The organism is Hymenobacter sp. B1770 (genome assembly GCF_049896385.1).
GTDB lineage: Bacteria > Bacteroidota > Bacteroidia > Cytophagales > Hymenobacteraceae > Hymenobacter.
In genome coordinates, this window is sequence record NZ_JAFCUF010000010.1 from 92,216 (window position 1) to 111,271 (window position 19,056).

The window sequence follows — 19,056 nt, forward strand, 5'->3', positions numbered from 1 at the left end:
CTTAGGGTAGCCGACGCGGTATAAATGCTTAATGGATGTTAGTTTTTTTTAAAACGAAATGGCCCCACGGTTTTCAATACCGCGGGGCCATTCCGTTTTCAGTGCTTCACATGCCCTGCCAAATTAAACCCACATAGAATACTGGAGACGTGCATCCCGCACCTACCTTAGCCAAGTGATGGTCCCTGGCCACCACCTGAAATAACATTTATTAATTGCTCTCAACTGATGCTTGCTTTCGAGTTTTCTGCTGCGCCCCTTAGGGGATGGATTACCCCTGTATTCCGGGCCGTGGTGCTACCTGTAGTGGCTGGATTTGGGCTTTCCGCCCCAGCCCTGGCGGCCCCGGCACCGGTGCCTTATTTCTCGGAACCGGCCATTTCACCCAACCGCACCGAGCTGGCGTTTGTGTCGGGAGGTGATATTTGGACCAGCCCGATTGCGGGCGGTGAGGCGCGCTTGCTGGTGGCCCACCCGGCCACGGAAAGCCGCCCGCTCTACTCCCCCGATGGCCGCTCCCTGGCCTTCATCTCGACTCGCACCGGCAACAGCGACGTGTACGTGCTGTCCCTGGAAACCGGCGAGCTGCGCCGCATCACCTTCGACGATGCCCCCGACCAACTCGACAACTGGTCGGCCGATGGGAAGTGGCTGTATTTCTCGTCCACCAGCCGCGACATCGCCAGCATGAACGATATCTACCGGGTGCCGGCCGCTGGGGGTACGCCTACGCCCGTGAGTGCCGACCGCTACGCCAATGAATTCTTTGCCGCGCCCAGCCCCGATGGCAAAACCCTGGCCTTCAGCTCCCGCGGCAACGGCGACCGCCAGTGGTGGCGCCACGGCCACAGCCACTTAGACGAATCAGAGATTACGCTGCGGCGCGAAGGCAGCAACGGCGTGCCCACTTACGAGGCCCTGACAGGCGGCGGCTCCCGGGCGCTGTGGCCCATGTGGGGCCAGGGGGGCCAGCGCATCTTCTACATGTCGGACCAGAACGGCCACGAAAACATCTGGGTGCTGGGAACGAACAGCGACAAGTCGGCGCCCAAATCCGTTACCTCCTTCACCGATGGGCGCGTGCTGTGGCCCAGCATTTCCTACGACGGCAAGCTCATTGCCTTCGAGCGCAACTTCAAGCTCTGGACCTTGGACACCGACAACGGGCAGGTGCGCGAAGTAGCCGTGCAGCGGCGCGGAGCTCCGTCTGGAACTGCTGTGGAGCGCGTGCGCTTTTCTGACCGCCTGCAGAAGCTCGCCTTATCACCCGATGGCACCAAGGTGGCCTTCGTAGTGCACGGAGAAGTGTTTGCCGCTTCGGCTACCGACGGTGGCGAGGCCACCCGCATTTCTCAGACCACCGCGCCCGAAACCGACCTGGCCTGGGCCCCCGACAGCCGCCGGCTGGTGTACGTGTCGGAGCGCGACGGACCGTCGCATATCTACAGCTATTCGTTTGCTACGGGCAAGGAAACCCGCCTCACCAACTCGGCCCTCAACGATGCGGCGCCCACGTTTTCGCCCGATGGCAAACAGCTCGCCTTTGAGCGCGACGCGGCCGAGCTGCGGGTGCTGGACATAGCCAAGAACGAGGAGAAATCTCTCGCCAAGGGCATTTTTGGCCGGGCCCCGCTCCGGGCCGAGCGCAGCTTTGTGTGGTCGCCCGACGGCCGTTGGCTGGCTTTCATGCCCAAGGGCGCCCGCGGCTTCACCAACGTGAACGTGGTGCCGGTGGCAGGCGGCCCCGCCCGCGCGGTGAGCTTCGTGGCCAACACCAACACCAGCACGGTTTCGTGGAGCCCCGACGGCAAATTCCTGCTCTTTGACACCGGCCAGCGTACCGAGGACGCCCAGGTGGCCCGCATCGACCTGCTGCCGCGCACGCCGCGCTTCCGCGAAGACCAATTTCGCGACTTGTTTAAGGAACAGCCAGGGCCCAATCCCTTGACGCCCTCTGTGAAGCCCGCTGTGACAAGCCGCCCACCGGTGTTGCCTGGCGGCCCCACCGATACGCTGCGCGCCGGTAAAAAACCGGCTTCGAGCTTGGCCAATGGGCAACCAGCAAAGGCCGTCAAGCCCCCCGTTAATGTTGTGTTTGAAGACATCCGGCGGCGGCTGAGCTTGCTGCCCGTGGGCGTGAATGTAGGCTCGCACAGCGTCAGCCCCGACGGCAAATGGCTGCTGTTGACCGCGTATTCAGCCAATCAATCGAACCTCTACATTTTTCCGCTCGACGAGCTGAGCAAGGAGCCGGCCGTGGTGCGCCAGCTCACCTCTACCGTTGGCGCGAAGCGCGATGCGCAGTTCTCGCCCGACAGCAAGGAAATCTATTACCTCGACCAGGGCGTCATTCGAGTGGTGCCAGTGGAGACCGGCAAAGGCACGGCGCGGGCACTGGCCGTGTCGGCCGAAATGGACGTGGACTTCGAAAAGGAAAAGATGGTCGTGTTTGAGCAGTCGTGGGGCCTGCTGCGCGATTTCTTCAACGAGCCCTCTTTCGACCGCGCCAACTGGGCAGCCCAGCACGACCTGTACGCCCCGCTCATTGCCGGTGCCCGCACTCCCGATGAAGCCCGCCGCCTCACCAACCTCATGATTGGCGAGCTCAATGCCTCACACTCCGGCACGGGCCCACCGGCCCCGGCCGCCGGTGCTGTACCAGCTGCCACGGGCCGGCTGGGCCTGCGCTTCGACGCGCCGGAATACGAGCAGAACGGACGGCTGCGCGTGAGCACCGTGCTGCCCCTGAGTGCGGCGGCTCTGGCGGGCATCCGCCCCGGCGACGTGCTTCTGGCCGTGGATGGCCGCCTCATCACGCCTGGCACCAACCTCGACGAGCTGCTGCAATACAAAGTAGGCCGCCGCGTGACCATGCGGGTGGGCAGCACTGCTACGTCGGCAGCTGCAGCGAAAACCAGCAAGCGCAAACCGAAAGGCACCGCGCCCGCTGCAGCCTCAGCCCTGGCCGAGCGCGACGTGGTAGTACGCCCCTTGAGCCGCGACACTGAAAAAGCCCTCGACTACCGCCAATGGGTAGAGGAGCGCCGGGCCTACGTAGCTAAAGCCAGCGGCGGCCGCCTGGGCTACGTGCACATGTTTGATATGTCGGCGGGTGCACTGGCCCAGCTCTACCTCGACCTCGACGCCGAAAACATGGGCCGTGAAGGTGTGGTGGTAGACGTGCGCAACAACAACGGCGGCTTCGTGAACGTGTACGCAATCGACGTGCTCTCGCGCCGCAGCTACCTGAGCATGGCCACCCGCAGCCAGCCCGTTCCTCAGCCCGCACGTTCGGCCCTGGGCCAGCGCGCCCTAGAGCTGCCCACGGTGCTCGTCACCAACCAGCACTCCCTCTCCGACGCCGAGGATTTTACCGAAGGCTACCGGGCCGAGCGGCTTGGTAAAGTAGTGGGCGAGCCTACCGCGGGTTGGATTATCTTCACCTCGGGCGCCACCCTGCTCGATGGCTCCAGCCTGCGCCTGCCGTTCAGCACCATTCGGGCTACTAGTGACGGCAAGGTGATGGAAATGAACCCGCGCCCGGTAGATGTGGCCGTGACCCGGCCCATTGGCGAAAGCTACACCGGCCGCGACGTGCAACTCGATACCGCCGTGCGGGAACTGCTAACCCAGCTCAAGCCCGCAGGCCCTGGGGCCAGCGGCGGGCGCTAGTTCGCCCTGGCTTGGCTCTGGCAGCCTCGCATCGTCCGTCATAGCAATCGGTTGTCGTGCTGATGCAGGAAGCATCTTAACCGCAGCAGTAAACTTACTCGTCTGTCATGCTGAGCTTGCGAAGCATCTTATCAGGGCAGAACAAATCGTTACAACGTGATAAGGTGCTTCGCAAGCTCAGCATGACAGACAAATTACTAAGTGAACATTAGTAAGCAGTCCAATCAAAAGCCCCGAGCAGCCCTGCTCGGGGCTTTTGCGTAGTTATAGCTTCGCATACGGCTGGGGTTACTGCCGGCGCTTTGGCTTCATTCCAACTACCTTCCATTGCTTATTTGTGTTATACCTGCGTTCAGGTAGCATATCCTGCGGCTTTCCTTTATGAAATCATTCCCCGTCCGTCGGCTACTAGCCTTGGTGCTGCTGCTGGTCGTGCTGGGAATAGGCGTGGCGGCGTGGCTGCTGGGCAGTGAGTACGGGCGCAAGCGCATTGCCCAGGCCGTGCGCGAGGGCCTGACGCACAATTCCGAGCTGGTACTGGGGCCTTTCGAAGTGGAGTTCTCGCCCTGGAGCGACTTTCCGCACCTCACCGCCTCCATCCAACACATCAGCCTCACCGATACGTCATACCGGCAGCAGGTGCCGGTGCTGCGCGTTGGCCGGGCCGACATGCGCCTGCAGCTGGCCAGCCTGCTGCGGGGCAAGGCCCACATCACGAAGCTGGTGGTGACCGATGTTGATTTCCGGGAGCGGGTCGACTCCCTGGGCCACGCCTGGGGCCTGCGCGGCAAGCGCCGCAAAGGGACGGGTTCCCCACCTGCCCTCAACCTGGAGCTCGACCAACTGCTGGTCAACAACTTCCGCATGAGCTCGCACAACAGATACTCGCGCAGTGCCTTTGGAGCCGAGGTGCGCCAAGCCCGCCTGAAGGCCCGCCTGCAGCGCGGAGTGCTGCGCGTGACCGGCACCATGGACGGGCAGCTGAGCTACCTGCGCACCCGCGCCGGCACCCTGTTTGAGCGGGAGCCGGTTCGGGCGTGGGTCAATTATCGCTACACGTTTGAGAACCGGCAGGGGCTGCTGTGGAACACCCGCGCTACCCTCAACGGCGACACCATCCGGGTGAGCGGCACCCACCACGTAGACCCCAAGCAACCGGCCGGCACCATGCTGCAGCTGCAGTTTGTGGGCTACCAGCCCCTCACCGACGTGCTGCACGCTGCCCTGCCCCCGCGCCTCGAGCCGCAGCTGGCTGGCGCCACCAGCCCCAGCCGGGCGCACATCCGCTACAGCATCACAGGCCTGAGCGGGCCCACCATTACCCCGCGTAACGTACTGACATTTAGCTTGCGCAATGCCAGCCTGCGCTGGCCCCAGGCCGACCAGCGCATTAACCGCTGGGACCTGGAAGGCACCTACGACAATGGCCCCGACCATAACATCAAGTCCACCGTCCTCACCCTGCAGCGTTGCCGCATCTACTCTTCGGCCGGTGAACTGGACATTGCCCTCACCCTGCGGGACTTTACCCGCCCTTTCCTCACCGGTCACTTTCAAGGGCGCACCGAGCTGCGTGAAATAGCTGCCCTCATTGCGCCCGGGCGCTGGCGGGCACGCCAAGGCGTGGCCGACCTCGACGTGCGGCTGCACGGCTTACTGCCTCCCATGGCCGGGCGGTTCGACCCCCGGCCGTTGCAGCGCAACATGGCCATTAGCGGGACCGTTACCCTGCGCGAAGCTTCTTTTTTCGTGCCCGTGCGCGGGGCCGACATTTCGGGGCTCAACGTAACGGTGGGGCTGCGCGACAGCCTCGTGCGGCTGACCGATGCCTCGGGCGTACTCAACGACATGCGGTTCCGGGCTTCGGCCACCACCACCTACCTCTACGAATACCTGACCGACCAGCACCCCACGGCCACCATCAACGGCAACTTTGCGGTGGACGAGTTGCGCGTAGGCCGGCTGCGCACGCTCCTGCGGCCCATCCCACGCACCGGTGGCCCCGACTTCTCACCCGCCAGTGTGCCCATGCCTGGCAAGTCGCCGCGCGACAAGGCCCAGCTGGCCGCTACCCTGGGCAGCCAGCTGATTCCGCCCGGCCTGCTCTTGGACGTAGGCCTGCGCTGCCAGCGTCTGCTGCTGGCCAGCGACACACTCAACAACTTGGCCGTGACCGTGCGCCACGATGGCCAGCGGGTGCAGCTTCGCAACTTGGCCGGCCGGGTGTGGGGCGGTGATGTGCGGGGCAATGTGGAGTGGCCCACCGACCCCGACAACGACGTGGCACCCGTGGAATACCAGCTGGCGGTGCGCTTCGCCACGCTTAATTACAAGCATTTCCTGGCCCGCTTTACCCGCCCCGAGCAGCAAGCTGCGCGGCCGGCCCGGGCGCCGGGCGCCGCCATTCCGGCCCTGCGCGACTTGCTGCTGGCCGCCAACGGCCGGGTGAGCGTCGACATTGACAAGGTGCAGCTGCCCGAAGACGAAAGCCTGGCCAACGTGCAGCTCCGGCTGGAAAAAGCAGGTGCCACCCTGCGCGTGCCCTTCCTGCGCTTTCTCACGCCCGAAGGCGGCAAGGGCGAGGCCACCGTCACGGCCCAAGTAGAAAACCTGCGCCTGACCGCCGCCGACGCCGACGTCACGCTGCGCTACGCCACCCTCGACCTGCAGCGCCTGCTGGCCCTGGTGGCCAGCCTCACTACTCCTGCCGACTCGGTGCCCAGCCCCCGCACCCTGGCGCGGGCCCGCCGCCAAGCCATCCGCCGCGCCCAACGGCAACAGGCGCCGCAAGACCAGTCGATGCTCACCAACGGTGTGCTCAGCGCGGTGCTGCGCGTGGAGGCCGACGAGGTGCGTTACGCGGCCATCAAAGGCAGCCAGCTTCGCTTGGTGTCGCACCTGCTCGAAGGCGAAGCCCGCCTCGACCAGTGCACGCTCAATGCCCTGGAAGGGCGCATCAGCCTGCGCGGCCTGATGGTGAGCACCACCGACCGGGCCCACCACCCCACCCAGGCGCAAGTGCGTTTGGAGGATATTCAATTGCCGGCCCTGTTTGCCACTGCCACCTCCATGGGTCTCAACGTATTGGGCGGCGACAACATCCGGGGCACCTTGCGCGGTGTGGCAGACTTGCGCACCGACCTCGGCCCCAAGTTCCTGCCCGATTTGCTGCTAACGGCCGGCTACCTGAAAACCGAATTTCGCAACTTGGAACTGCTGAACGTGGAAGCCCTGATGGAGGTGCTCAAGTTCATGAAAATAGAGCGCACCAGCCACCTGTTCTTCGAGCCGGTGAGCAGCGAATTTATTCTAGCCAACGGCCAGGTGCTCATCCCCGACCTGCGCCTGAACAGCAACCTCAGCAGCCTGGCCGTGAGCGGCCGCTACGGCCTGGACGGCCGCACCAACATGTATATTGGCCTCAAGCCCTTGCAGGCTCTTTTTGGAAACAACAGCAAGCGCGTCGAGCGCATTCAGGAGGGCGAAACTACCCGCAACGCCAACCGCAAGCTCACCTACATCAACCTCAGCCGCACGGCCCCCCGCGAGAAGTACAAGGTGCGGTTTTTTCAAAAGGAGGAGCAGCGCCGGGAAGAAGCCAGCCTGCGCCAGGAATACCGCCGCTTCCTGCTCACCCAGCGCCTGGATACAACGGTGCGCATGGGGCACTGACTGCTACCGTGCTTATCTGCGGTCGCCCAAGAGAAGTGCTTTAGTTGGAGTCTGTAGCGCAAACGTTGCAGTTTGCGTCCCTGCGCATTTCGACGGCACAAGGAAGCTAACTATAGTATTCACGCTACAGCACAATACCCGTGTCCCCAGGCACTTGGCAACTATAAGTGAAACCTATACCAGCGTTTTGAAAAACGCATCCGTGAAATCCGGCGCGCAATGCAGTACGTTGGGCAAGGCGTCGAACTCTGCTTCCTCGTGGGTAGTGGTGAGCACCACGGCTTTCATGCCGGCATTGTGGGCGGCTTCGGCGCCTTTGGGCACGTCTTCAAACACAACACAGTCGGAGGGCGCCACGCCAAGCTGGGCGGCGGCTTTCAGAAAGGTCTCGGGGTGGGGCTTGCTTAGCGCCACGTCGTCGGCACTGACGATGGCCTGGAAGTAGTGCCGGATTTTCAGGTTATTGAGCACGAAGTCGATGTTGAACGGAATGGCTGCCGAGCCAATGGCCATGGGAATGCCCTGCTGATGCGCAGCTTCCAGAAACGCCTGCAGCCCCGGCAGCAACGCCAGGTGCGGCAGAAACTCGTGCTGGTAGCGCCGCTCCTTTTCCAGGGAAAGCCGGTCCATTTCGGCGGTGGTAAACCGGTCGGCCCCGAACATGCGCACCAGCACTTCCTGGTTCTTGCCGTACATCTGCGGCTTCACTTCCTCCCAGGTAAAATTGCCGCCCAGGTCGTTGTTGAAGAGGTATTGCCAAGCGCGGGTGTGGTACTCCATGTCGTGAATCATGGTCCCGTTGAGGTCGAAGATAAAGGCTTTCATGAGGAAGTGTAATGTGTTGATAAACTGCTAGCTTGCGTTACGCTGACCTAGCAGGGCGTGCGGTTAAAGTTGTTTGCTTACCTTCATCCTAGCTGATATTTAAATACTAACCGATGAAGAAGCTCTTCTTGATTTTGGCATTAACAGCGACTTGCGTGTCGTGCAAAAAGGATGACACCAATGCCGGAGAAACGGTTGAGATTTATCTGCTAAAGTCTTATCAGCTCACGGCCGGCAAATGCGAAGTAAACTCTTCCGCCGCCGTTCTGGAAGACGCCGCAGTCATACAAGACCAAGACATTTTGGAGTACTCCAAAACCAATCACCAATTCAAATTGACAAACACGGCCATACAAAAAACGAAAGCATTGGGAGACCGAACGCCTTTTGCCGTCACTGTTAATAAAAAGGTCATTTACTACGGCTTTTTTAAGCCGGGCTTTTCCAGCTCCTCCTGCGACCACTCTATTACAATGGACATCAACTGGCAGTCGGAAAATAAGATTGATTTGAAGCTGGGCTACCCCACCCAGTTATCAGGCGTAGCTATTAATGACCAGCGCAACAATCTCGTGCTGCTGGCCATCTTGCGGAAGCAGGGCAAATTAAGATAGCCAGCGTTACCCCACACGAAATGCGGCGGCGTTCAGCATAGCGTTTTATTTACCGCATCCTGCTGCCTACAAAAATACCCGAAACGTGGTGCCCTCCCCTACTTCGCTCTCCACCTCTACGCGGCCGCCGTTGCTCTGCACTATGCGGTTGACGAGGTAGAGGCCCACGCCCGTGCCCTCGGTGTGGTCGTGAAAGCGGCGGAAGAGGTGAAACAACTCGCTTTGGTGCCGCTGCACGTCGAAGCCCAAGCCGTTGTCCTCCACCAAAAGTACGGGCCGGCCTTCCTCGACCCACAGCGACAGGTGCACGCGGGCCGGGCGGGCGGGGTCGGCGTATTTGAGGGCGTTGCTGAGCAGGTTGAGCAGGATGGTGCGCAGGTTGGCCCGGGCGTAGGTGATGGTGGGGCGGGCCGCAAAGTCGGTGGTGACGCGGGCGCGGGCGGCCTGCACCTGGGGCTGCAGGGTTTGGAGCACCTCCTGGGTCAGCTCCTCGAGGGCCACGGTTTCGGCTGGGAGGTTGGGTACTCGCTGGGCTTGGCCCACGGCGGCCAGGTCGTCGATGGTGGTGGAGAGCTGGCGCAGGGCATCGTCGACCATGGGCATGAGCGTGCTTCCTTCTTCCGGGTCGTTAAACACGGTACCAAAGCGAATTTCCTCAATGAGCCCGGCCAGGTTATTGATGGGCTGCTTAAGGTCGTGCGAGGCAGCGTACACGAAATTGTCGAGGTCCTGGTTGGTGCGCACCAGCTGGGCGTTGGCAGCAGCCAGTTCCTCGTTGCGGGTAAGCACAGCCTGGTTGGCGGCCACCAGCTCGGCATTGGCCTGGGCCAGGAGCTCCCGGGCAGCCATTTGCTCGCTCACTTCGGTGGCCACCAGTGCCACGCCAGTGATGTTGCCACTGCTTTCCCGCAAGGGCTGGTACACAAAGTTGAGCACAACGGTTTCGAGCTGCCCGTTGCGCAGCAGCTGCACCGACCGCTCCTGTGCGCTGTAGGTTTCGCCGGTGGCCATCACCTTTCTGATAAGGGTGTCGAAGCCCTGGCCCTGCAACTCGGGCAGGGCCTCAAGCAGCGGCTGGCCCAGGGCCTCGATGGACCCGTCGCCCCACAACTCGCGCATGCCGGGATTGGCGAGTTCGATGATTAACGCCGGCCCGCGGAACACGGCGATGGCCACCGGCGCCTGCTCGAAGAGGTCCTGCAGCTGCGCATCGCGACGGCTTACCTCGGCCTGCAAGGCTTCGGCCTGCTGGCGGGCCTGCACCTGCTCGGTTACATCGAACGCAAACGAGGACACGCCCACCGTCACGCCGTTTTCCTGGTAGGCCTGGTAGGTAAAGTTCAGGTAGCAGGGCCTGGAGCTACTGGCGGCGTCGTGGCCATTGGCGAGCACTTCGTTGCCGAAATAAGGCTTATTGGTGGCGTAAACTTGGTCGAGCAAGGCCACAAAGCCGCCTTCAACTGATTCCGGAATGGCTTCGGCCGTGGGCTTGCCCACCAGCACCCGGTCGGGGAAGAGCGACTGGTAGGCCGGGTTCACGTAATCGATGAAATGGTTGGGGCCCCGGGCAATGAACACCAGCGCCGGGGTTTGCTCAAACACCTGCTGCAGGGTTTCGCGCTGGCGCACCAGCTGCTCGGCGGCGTGCAGGGCCTCGGCTTGCAGGGCTTCGTTGCGCTGGCGGGTTTTCAGCTGCTCGGTTACTTCAAAGGCAAACACCATGATGCCGTCAATCTGCCCATTTTCATCGAAGCGGGCCTGCTGGGTGTAGTTGAAGTACCGCTCTTCCAAAAGCTCCGTTTCCTGGTTTCGAAAGGGAATGAGCATGTCAAACTCCTCCTGCGTAACGCCCTGCTCATATACTGCCCGCAGCGTCTGGTACACGGCGTGGTCGGCTATTTCGGGCAATGCATCCAGAATGCGGCGGCCCTGCAGCTGGCGGCCGGGAAACAGGGCCTGAAACGCCGGGTTCACCAGCTCAAACCGCAGCTCGGGGCCGTCGAGGATGCAGATACCGGCTGGGGCCTGCATAAAAAACCGCTCGAGGCGCGCACGCTGTCGCTCGGCTTCGCGTTGGGCGCGCTGCAGGCGGGTGGTGCGGTCTGCCACGCGGGCCTCCAGTTCTTGGTTCAGCTCGCGGAGCGCCATCTGGGTCACAAAAAGGTCGTTGTTGCTGGCCCGGATTTCCTCGTTGGCCACCTTCAGCTCTTCATTGGCTGCAGCCAGCTCCTCGTTGGATATAACGTACCTCTTTTCGCTCTGCGCCGCTTTTTGGCGGGCCAGCACCTGCGCGGTCACCTCATAGGCAAACACCATAATGCCATCGGGCACCCCATTCGCCCCGGTGCGGGCCTGGTAAACGAAGTTGTAGTAACGCTTTTCGAGTTCCGTGACCCCGGCATTGGCATGGTCGAGCTGCACCAGCATTTCGTTGGCCCGAAAGGTTTCCCCGGTTTGATACACCTCGTCGAGCAAAACAAAAATGGGTTGGCTCGCCAGTTCGGGCATGGCCTCGCGAATGGCCCTCCCCAGCAACGGCCGGTTGCCCACCAGCTGCTGGTACTGCGGATTTACCAGCTCGAACACGTGCTCCGGCCCGGCGAAGATGCATATCATGGCCGGCGCCTGCATAAACGTGCTGTGCAGCAAGGCGCGCTGGCGCTCGGCTTCGGCCATGGCAGCGCGCTCGCGGGCCTGGCTTTCGCGCAGGGCCACCTCCACCTGGCTGCGTGTTTCCTCGGCCGAATCGGTAAAGCTCACCAGCAACCCTTCGCCCACGCGCAGCGCCGAAAGCCGGAAATAATTATCCAATCCGTCAGCTTGATAGTTCACTTCCATCCGGGACCGCTGCCCGGTTTCGAAGGCTTCGCAGTGAAAAGCGAAAACGCCGCTATCCACCGTATGTGGAAACAGGTGGAGGTAGGAAGCGGCCGGGCGCTCTGGTTGGTTGAGTATTCGCTGGGCCGCCACATTGAACATCAAAATTTTGAAATCAATGATTTTGTTGTTCTCAGCGTCCCGCACGGGTTGGTACAAGCCAATGGCCGTGAGCGAGGCTTCAAAAATTCCGCTCAGCAGAGCATCCTGCGGGAAAACATCGTAGAAGAGGCTAGCAGGCGAAGCGGAAGAAGCAGCGGTGGGAGCAGGCATGCGGCGAATGATAAGCGCGACACATAGTGGAGGTGCCAGTCCATACGCAGATTGCGGAGCAACGTCTGCCTTTTTGGCCCGCAAGCGACCCAAACTGCGCACCAGTTTCGCTGTAAATCAGCATGTATAGCAGGGCACAACGGAGCATATTGCGCATGCCGGCTGCTTCGCTGGAGGGCAAGAGCAAAGCGAACCGGCGGTCAGCGGAGCTATGCATCTCGCTCGCTGCAGTTACCTATCCGTCTGTCATGCTGACGAAGGAAGCATCTTATCACGCCACAACGAATCGTGCGGTGGTGAGAAAATGCTTCTCAAGCTCAGCATGACGGATGGCGCAAGCAAGATGCTTCCTTCGTCAGCATGACCGTTTAATCGAGAATATAACGCCCTTGTCGCATTGGCCACACACCAGAAACGTGCAGGAGTCTTAAAGAGTACTAAAGCCAAAAAGCCCCCGCCACTGGGTAGTGGCGGGGGCTTTTGCAGTGGTTGGCTCTCCTACAGCGCGTCGCCAATCACGGCTACGGCTTCAGCTAGGGCGGCGTCTTTGCGCAGGGGCTTAAGGAAGCGCGCGACCCGCTTGGTGGCCACCGAGTCGGTGTTGGCTACGCTGGCATCGGCTGTCAGTTGGGCTACGTCCAGGGCAGTCAGGGCATTTTGGGCGGCGGTTTGCTGCTTGTTGGCGTCGCGGGCCTGCTGCTGGGTGGCGCGGTAGGCGGCCAGGTTCAGCGACAAGCTGGTTTGCTTGCGGCGCTCCGCGGCCCGAGCCGAGGCGTCGGTAATGAGGCGGAAGCCGGGGCTAGCGGCTACGCGGGCAGTGCTGGCGGCCCGCAGCTTTTCAATATCCGGGCGCGTGTTGGTGGGCTCAAATTTGGCCGGGGCAATTTCGTCCCACTTCAGCGGATACTCCATTTCCTGCTCGCCTTTGGCAACCGCAGCCAGCGCGTCGGGTAGCGTAATGTCGGGCACCACGCCCTTAAACTGGGTCGAGCCCCCGTTCACGCGGTAGAACTTTTGCAGCGTGAGCTTGAGCGAGCCCAAGGGCATCAGCCCCTTAAACTCTGCCGAAACCGCCCGGTCGAGGTCAAACACCTGCTGCACCGTGCCCTTGCCGAAGGTGGTGCTGCCCACTACTATGCCGCGGCGGTAGTCCTGCATGGCCGCGGCCAAAATCTCGGAGGCCGAAGCGCTGTACTTGTTTACCATCACCACCAGCGGGCCACCGTATTGCACCTGGGGGTCTTTGTCGTTGAGGGCCTGGGCGGGACCACGGCCGGGCTTCACCTGCACCATGGGGCCGCTGGGCACAAACAGACCGCCCATTTCCACGGCGTCCTGCAGCGAGCCGCCGCCGTTGTAGCGAAGGTCGAGAATCACGCCGGCCACGTTTTCCTTGCTCAGCTTGGCCAGTTCGGCTTTCACGTCGGCGGCGCTGCTGCGGCCGCCTTTGCCAGCGAAGTCGGCGTAGAAGCCAGGCAGGTGAATGTAGCCGTAGTTGCGGCCGTCGCGCTTGATGATGGCCGACTGCGCGTAGGTTTCTTCAATGACCACAACGTCGCGGATGATGGGAATGACGGCGGTGGCACCGTCGGGCTTGCGCACCGTGAGGCGAACTTCGGTGCCCTTGGGGCCACGAATCAGCTTCACGGCTTTCTCGAAGCGCATGCCCTCCACGCTCACCGGCTCGGCAGCGCCCTGGGCCACGCGCAAAATCACGTCGCCCACTTTCAGCTCGCCCTGCCGGAACGAGGCCGACCCGGCTACGATGTCGCTCACTTTTAGCTGGCCGGCGTCTTCCTGCAGCAAGGCGCCCGTGCCTTCCAGGCGGCCCGACATTTGAATGTCGAAGTTGTCGCGGGCAATGGGCGCAAAGTATTCGGTGTGCGGGTCATATGTATTGGCAATGACGTTGGCGAAGGCGGCCAAACGGTCATCGGCGTCGGTTTTCAGCTGGTCGGCGAAATACTCGTCGTAGTACTTCAGCACGCGCTTGCGGGCCTCGGCCTCCAGCTCGGCGGGAGTGCGGGCGCGCTCCATGGTGGTGGCGGGGGTGGCCCCGGCTTTGGTAGCGGCCAGCGGCTTGTCCTTTTTGCGGGCTTCCTCATCCATCAGCTCCGAAAGCTGGGCCAGGGTCTGGTACTTCAGCTGCTTGCGCCACCGCTCGCGCTGGGCGGCGGCAGAGGCCGCGTAGGTGGCCTTCTCGGGGTCGGTTTCCCAGGTTTCCTGCGCCGTGAAGTCAAAAGGCTGCGCCAGAATCTGGCGGTACAGGGCCTGAATCTCCAGCGTCCGCTTGGCCAGAATCTGGCTGGTCGCGTCGAGGAATTCGTGGGTGCCGTTTTTCAGCTGGTCGTCAATCTTGGTCTGGAACTGCCGCAGCTGGGCCACTTCGGGCGCCAGCAAAAACTGCTTGTTCACGTCTACCCGCTTCAGGTAGAGGTCGAACACGCGCTGCGAGAACTGGTCGTCCAGCTTCTCGGGCTGGTAGTGCGCCACGCTCAGGCCCTGCAGCATGGTGCCGAGCAACACTTGGTCGCGGGGGGGCGTGCCTTGGTAAACGGAATAAGAAGCCAGCCCCAGCAAGGCCAACGAAGCGTATAAACTTACCTTAAATCGAGAAGCTTGCATGCGAAGAAAGTTTAGAGAAGAGGTGGAAGCCGCGAAGTCTGCAAGGCCGGCGGGGTGGGCGGCGAGCTTCGGGTCGCAAGCGTTCTGCTTACTTATCCAGAATCACACCAATATTTAAATCAAAGTCGAAATGTAGTCGATAGGGTTGCGGAAGGTAGCGGTTGCCGCCGATAGAAACCAACCAGGGCCAGGCAACGGCCCAGGCGCAGAAGCTGCTTACCTTGATAGACACCTCAAATTGCTCCCGTGTTCAATGGCAGCCTCCGCAAATCGGCCAACCCTTCTTCTACCCCGACGAGCTTGCCCTATACATCTTCGTATCTCTGGCGGGCCGGCCGTTTCAAAAGGTCAGCGTGAGCTGGCGGCCGGCGGCCTCTTGTCCATTGGTCAGGTTGGAAAGCGACACGCCCAGCAGCCTCACCCCCTTGGCCAGCGGAAACAAGGACTCGACCAGCTCCCGGCAAATGCGCTCCAGCACGGCTTGGCTCGGAATTGGTCCCACGCTGCTGCGGCTGCGCGTTATCTGCTGAAAGTCGGCGTACTTAACCTTCAGCGTGATGGTGCGGCCCAGGATGCTGGTGCGCTGGCAATACTCCCACACTTCCTCAATGGAGGGCCGCAGGCCATCGAGCAGGTCCGGAAACAGGGTCAAATCCTGGGCGAAGGTGGTTTCTGAACCCACCGACTTGCGTAGGCGGTCGGCCACCACGGGGCGGTGGTCTTGGCCGCGGGCAATGGCAAAGTAGTAGCGCCCCGCCTTGCCAAACTGCTGCTGCAGAAATTCGGCGGTCTGCCCCCGCAAATCGGCCCCGGTGAAGATGCCGAGCTGGTTCATCTTCGCGGCCGTGACCGGGCCTACCCCGTGAAACTGCCCCACCGCCAGGCCTTCCACAAAGGCCAGCCCCTGCTCGGGCCGAACCACAAACTGCCCGTTGGGCTTGCGGTAGTCAGAAGCCAGCTTGGCCAGAAATTTATTATAAGAAACGCCCGCTGAGGCCGTGAGGTCGGTTTCGGCGAGGATTTTTGCCCGGATTTCGCGGGCTATCTGGGTGGCCGACGCTATTTCCTTCAGGTTGTGGGTCACGTCGAGGTAAGCCTCATCCAGCGACACGGGCTCTATGAGGGGCGTATACTCGGCGAAAATGGCGCGAATCTGCCGCGACACTCCCTTGTAAACGTCGAAGCGAGGCGCTACGAACACCAAGCCCGGGCACTTGCGCAGGGCCGTAGTGGACGGCATGGCCGACCGCACGCCGAATTGTCGGGCCTCGTAGCTAGCCGCTGCCACCACGCCCCGCTCGCGGGCTCCCCCCACCGCAACTGGCTTTCCGCGCAGCTCCGGGTTATCGCGTTGCTCTACCGAGGCGTAAAATGCATCCATGTCCAAATGGATGATTTTGCGAATGAGATTTTCACTCACTATTTTAACTATTTATTCCCTCAAAGGTAAAGGAGACGGCGCTGAGCGAGCGATGTGGAGCTGCTGCAAAGCAGTTAGGTCTGGGCGGTTTGAGAGCAACAATCGTTTGCGGTAAAATTCCTCATAAACAGATTGTTAACACAATTTAAATTCAGCCTTTCGCTTTCATTCGGCGAAAGGATTGACTACATTTACATCAACAAACCTTGTGGGGTGGCGGAACTGGCAGACGCGCTAGCCTATCTCGCTAGTACAATTAGAGGTTCGAGTCCTCTCTCTACAGCAAATCCCCGGTGCACCCGCACCGGGGATTTTTGCGTTATTGGCTGGGCCGGCGGCTGCTCCTTCCATCACAACCGTTGTGGTGAATTAAGCCTGCTTCGCTCAATACCCACATGACTTTTTTCCTGAAACTGCCGCCAGTCGGCCTGCTGGTGTGGACCGCCACGCTCCTGCCGCTGGCAGCCCACGCCCAGCAACCCACCCCCGAGGCCGCCAAAAAAGCCGCCGACGAAGCCTACCGCACCCAGCAGGATTACCTGCTGCGCAACGACTGGGCCTACCTGCAACGCTACGCCGCGGCCAACCAGCGCCTGCCCCCGCCCACACCCGGCGTGCCCCGCGTCGTTATCATTGGTAATTCCATCACCGAGGGCTGGGTGAAAGCTGATTCGGCCTTTTTCGGCGGAAAGCCTTACTCGTATGTTGGGCGCGGCATCAGCGGCCAGACCACCGGCAAGCTCCTGGTGCGCTTCCGGGCCGATGTCATCGACCTGCGCCCCGCCGTGGTGGTCATCTTGGGCGGCATCAATGACATTGCGGAGAACGGCGGGCCTTACAATCAGCAGACTACCCTGAACAACCTTATGACCATGACCGAGTTGGCCCGGGCCCACGGCATCCGGGTGGTGCTGGGCTCGGTGACGCCCGCCACGGACTTCTGGTGGCGCAAGGGCTTGCAGCCCGCCCCTCACATCATCGCCCTCAACCAGCAAATAAAAGCCTACGCCACCCAGCAGAAACTCGTCTACCTAGACTTCCACAGCGCTTTGGCCGACGAAACACTAGGCCTGAAGAAAGCCTACGGTGAGGACGGCGTGCACCCCAATCTGGCCGGCTACCAGGTAATGGCGCCTCTTCTGAACCAAGCCGTGGCGGCAGCATTAAAAAAGAAGTAGCTGTCCCTCGCTGCGCCAGCAGTTATGGGCGGCTAGGCGGCCCGGGACTTTCGGCGGGGCGCTGGCTTCTTGCGCTTTGCCTTTTTCTTGCGTGGTGGCAGGCGCTCGCGCTCGGCTTTGCGCTCGGCCCGCATGAGCAAGCGCTCGGGCAGGCGGGCAATGAGGCGGTCGCGCACGTACTGGGCCAGGCTGGAAAGCGGCACGGTGTGCGTGGTGCGCAGGTAGTGGCCCACTTCGCGGCTGCGCAGGGTGCTGGCCCCGGCCAGGCCCCGGGCCAGCAGAAACTGCTTCACTTCTTCCAGCAGCAGCAGGCCGGCAAGGGGGGCACGCTCCACGGTGGCATTGTAGCCAGCCGCGCGGTGCAGGCGCAGGCCGTGGGCAGAGGCTACCTGCACGCCCACCCATTCGGGCAGCAGCGGCAATACTTTGGGCAGGTGTTTTTCGGTGACGATGAAGGTAACGAAATCGTAGACTTCGCCGTAGCAGCGGAGCTGGTTGGCCACGCGCTGCAGGGTGTCGCCGTCGCCCTTCACTTCGTAGCCGTGCATGAAGTCGGGCGTGATGTGCACCACATCGGCGCGGGTGGTGCCGGTGGGCAGCTCGTCGACGTACACGCCACCGGTCAGCAATGGGTAAAGAAGGGCGCGGATTTCCGGGTCGTTCATAGCAACCCCAAAAGTAAGCCTGCACGCGGGCTCGGCGTGCGCAACTTCAAGAATTGGTGCTGGTCGGGCGCTGTACCCCGGCGGGTGGGTTGGCAGGAAATTAGCTTCACTGGAATATGGTATGGCTAAGTCCTTGGCTGGAGCGGCTCATTTACTGAATCAACTTCTTGTTATCAAGACAGCTAGCCTAACTACACACTCAGTATTCCTATACTTTTTTACTTTTCCTCACCTGATAAGCGGGGTTTTAGTAAGCAGTTTTAAATAAAAACTCAACCTTTTTGGGCTTAAAACAGAATGGATTACCCGAGCCGGACACTCAAGGCTGGGAGGGCATCCACTGTGTGGGGCCTGCAATGATGGAACGACTAATTTGCCGCTTAGGGAAACCACGACTTTTATCGTTGCTACAAGTCTGTATTATAATGAAATAGTTTTATTCGCAAGCAATTATTTTTTTCATTAGAACATGTTTTGGTGCCGCTGTGGTTTTAATTACGACGGCACTAAAGCTCCGATGCCCCGCCAACGGCAACTGCGTCCCGCCTTCCAGGCTGGGCGGCCATTGGCAGCCAACTGATTACGCGTATGAATAATGGTTTAATCGATACGGTGAAAGCCTGGTTTACCGGCAGCCTCGTTGCCGAGCTTAGCGGCTTGGTGGGCGAATCTGAGCCCGGCACCGCCGCCGCTCTGAATAAAGCAGTGCCCCTGCTGCTCAGAGGCATATTAGCACAGATAGACCGTGGCCTCATGCCTGCGGCGCTCTTTAAATTGGTGGAGCCCGCCAATTCGGCTTTACAGTCCTCACTGGCCAGCCCTGCTGAAACAGAGACCGAGCCAGAGCCCGGAGCCAACCCCCTGATTGAGCTGTTGGGCCCGACTTACAACAGCATTGTTAGCCAAATTGCCGGGCAGGCAGGAATTCAACCCAGCGCCAGCAGAACCCTCGTGCACGTGGCAGCCAGAACTATTCTGCGGGAAATGGCGAAAACCACTGTCGAAAACGATTTTTCCCCACTTGAGCTTACCAACTGGCTGCGTCGGCAGAAAGACGTAATCGGTTCGGCGGTTTTGAAGGATGCCATCCAAACCGCCCTCCGCCCCCTGCCTGGCATTGCCTCTCCGGCGAGCACTCCAAAACCGGAGCCCGCGAAGCCGGACTTGCCTCCCCTAACAGAGGTAAAATCAGCGCCCGTTGCCCAAGCTAGCCCTGCGCCTTCTCCGCTGCAACC

General features: G+C 61.3%; 9 protein-coding genes, 1 tRNA gene and 1 pseudogene. 6 read left to right on the plus strand and 5 right to left on the minus strand.

Annotated elements, in window-relative coordinates; all coding sequences use genetic code 11:
- Nucleotides 1-228: 228 nt before the first annotated feature.
- The gene (locus tag ACP7AJ_RS18235) at nucleotides 229-3,672 is read left to right on the plus strand and encodes a S41 family peptidase (protein ID WP_426061632.1); all 3,444 of its coding nucleotides are present in this window, start codon (nucleotides 229-231) and stop codon (nucleotides 3,670-3,672) included.
- 381 nt (nucleotides 3,673-4,053) lie between these two features.
- Entirely contained in the window at nucleotides 4,054-7,344 is a 3,291-nt protein-coding gene (locus tag ACP7AJ_RS18240) for an AsmA-like C-terminal region-containing protein (RefSeq protein ID WP_426061633.1), read from the plus strand.
- A 174-nt stretch (nucleotides 7,345-7,518) separates the two neighbouring features.
- Here the strand turns inward: ACP7AJ_RS18240 and ACP7AJ_RS18245 are convergent, their stop codons facing one another.
- Nucleotides 7,519-8,169: an HAD family hydrolase gene (locus tag ACP7AJ_RS18245; protein ID WP_426061634.1), complete on the minus strand. Its 651-nt coding sequence runs from the start codon at nucleotides 8,167-8,169 to the stop codon at nucleotides 7,519-7,521.
- Between the two features lie 113 nt (nucleotides 8,170-8,282).
- Between ACP7AJ_RS18245 and ACP7AJ_RS18250 the strand changes: the two genes are divergently transcribed.
- Complete coding sequence (locus ACP7AJ_RS18250; protein WP_426061635.1) at nucleotides 8,283-8,783, plus strand: hypothetical protein; 501 nt, start codon at nucleotides 8,283-8,285, stop codon at nucleotides 8,781-8,783.
- Between the two features lie 66 nt (nucleotides 8,784-8,849).
- On the opposite strand, the gene ACP7AJ_RS18255 is transcribed toward ACP7AJ_RS18250, so the two are convergent.
- The 3 genes from ACP7AJ_RS18255 to dinB all read right to left on the minus strand — a co-directional run bounded on the left by ACP7AJ_RS18255 (nucleotide 8,850) and on the right by dinB (nucleotide 15,978).
- Nucleotides 8,850-11,933, minus strand: a complete 3,084-nt coding sequence (locus tag ACP7AJ_RS18255) for a PAS domain-containing protein (protein ID WP_426061636.1) — start codon at nucleotides 11,931-11,933, stop codon at nucleotides 8,850-8,852.
- 498 nt (nucleotides 11,934-12,431) lie between these two features.
- On the minus strand, nucleotides 12,432-14,558 hold the full coding sequence (locus tag ACP7AJ_RS18260) for a carboxy terminal-processing peptidase (protein ID WP_426061637.1): 2,127 nt from the start codon (nucleotides 14,556-14,558) through the stop codon (nucleotides 12,432-12,434).
- Nucleotides 14,559-14,898: 340 nt separating this feature from the next.
- On the minus strand, nucleotides 14,899-15,978 hold the full coding sequence (gene dinB / locus ACP7AJ_RS18265; protein WP_426061638.1) for a DNA polymerase IV: 1,080 nt from the start codon (nucleotides 15,976-15,978) through the stop codon (nucleotides 14,899-14,901).
- Between the two features lie 207 nt (nucleotides 15,979-16,185).
- Between dinB and ACP7AJ_RS18270 the strand changes: the two genes are divergently transcribed.
- Together ACP7AJ_RS18270 and ACP7AJ_RS18275 are read left to right on the plus strand one after the other, a co-directional pair.
- Nucleotides 16,186-16,261: transfer RNA gene (locus ACP7AJ_RS18270), tRNA-Asp, on the plus strand.
- A 112-nt stretch (nucleotides 16,262-16,373) separates the two neighbouring features.
- A complete protein-coding gene (locus tag ACP7AJ_RS18275) occupies nucleotides 16,374-17,156 on the plus strand; it encodes a GDSL-type esterase/lipase family protein (RefSeq protein ID WP_426061639.1) in 783 nt (260 codons plus the stop codon).
- A gap of 32 nt (nucleotides 17,157-17,188) precedes the next feature.
- Here the strand turns inward: ACP7AJ_RS18275 and ACP7AJ_RS18280 are convergent, their stop codons facing one another.
- Nucleotides 17,189-17,821 (minus strand): sce7726 family protein, encoded by a 633-nt coding sequence (locus ACP7AJ_RS18280; RefSeq protein WP_426061640.1) that lies wholly within the window; start codon nucleotides 17,819-17,821, stop codon nucleotides 17,189-17,191.
- Nucleotides 17,822-18,409: 588 nt separating this feature from the next.
- Between ACP7AJ_RS18280 and ACP7AJ_RS18285 the strand changes: the two are divergent.
- Nucleotides 18,410-18,802: pseudogene (locus ACP7AJ_RS18285) on the plus strand (DUF937 domain-containing protein); the annotation flags it as partial.
- Nucleotides 18,803-19,056 lie beyond the last annotated feature (254 nt).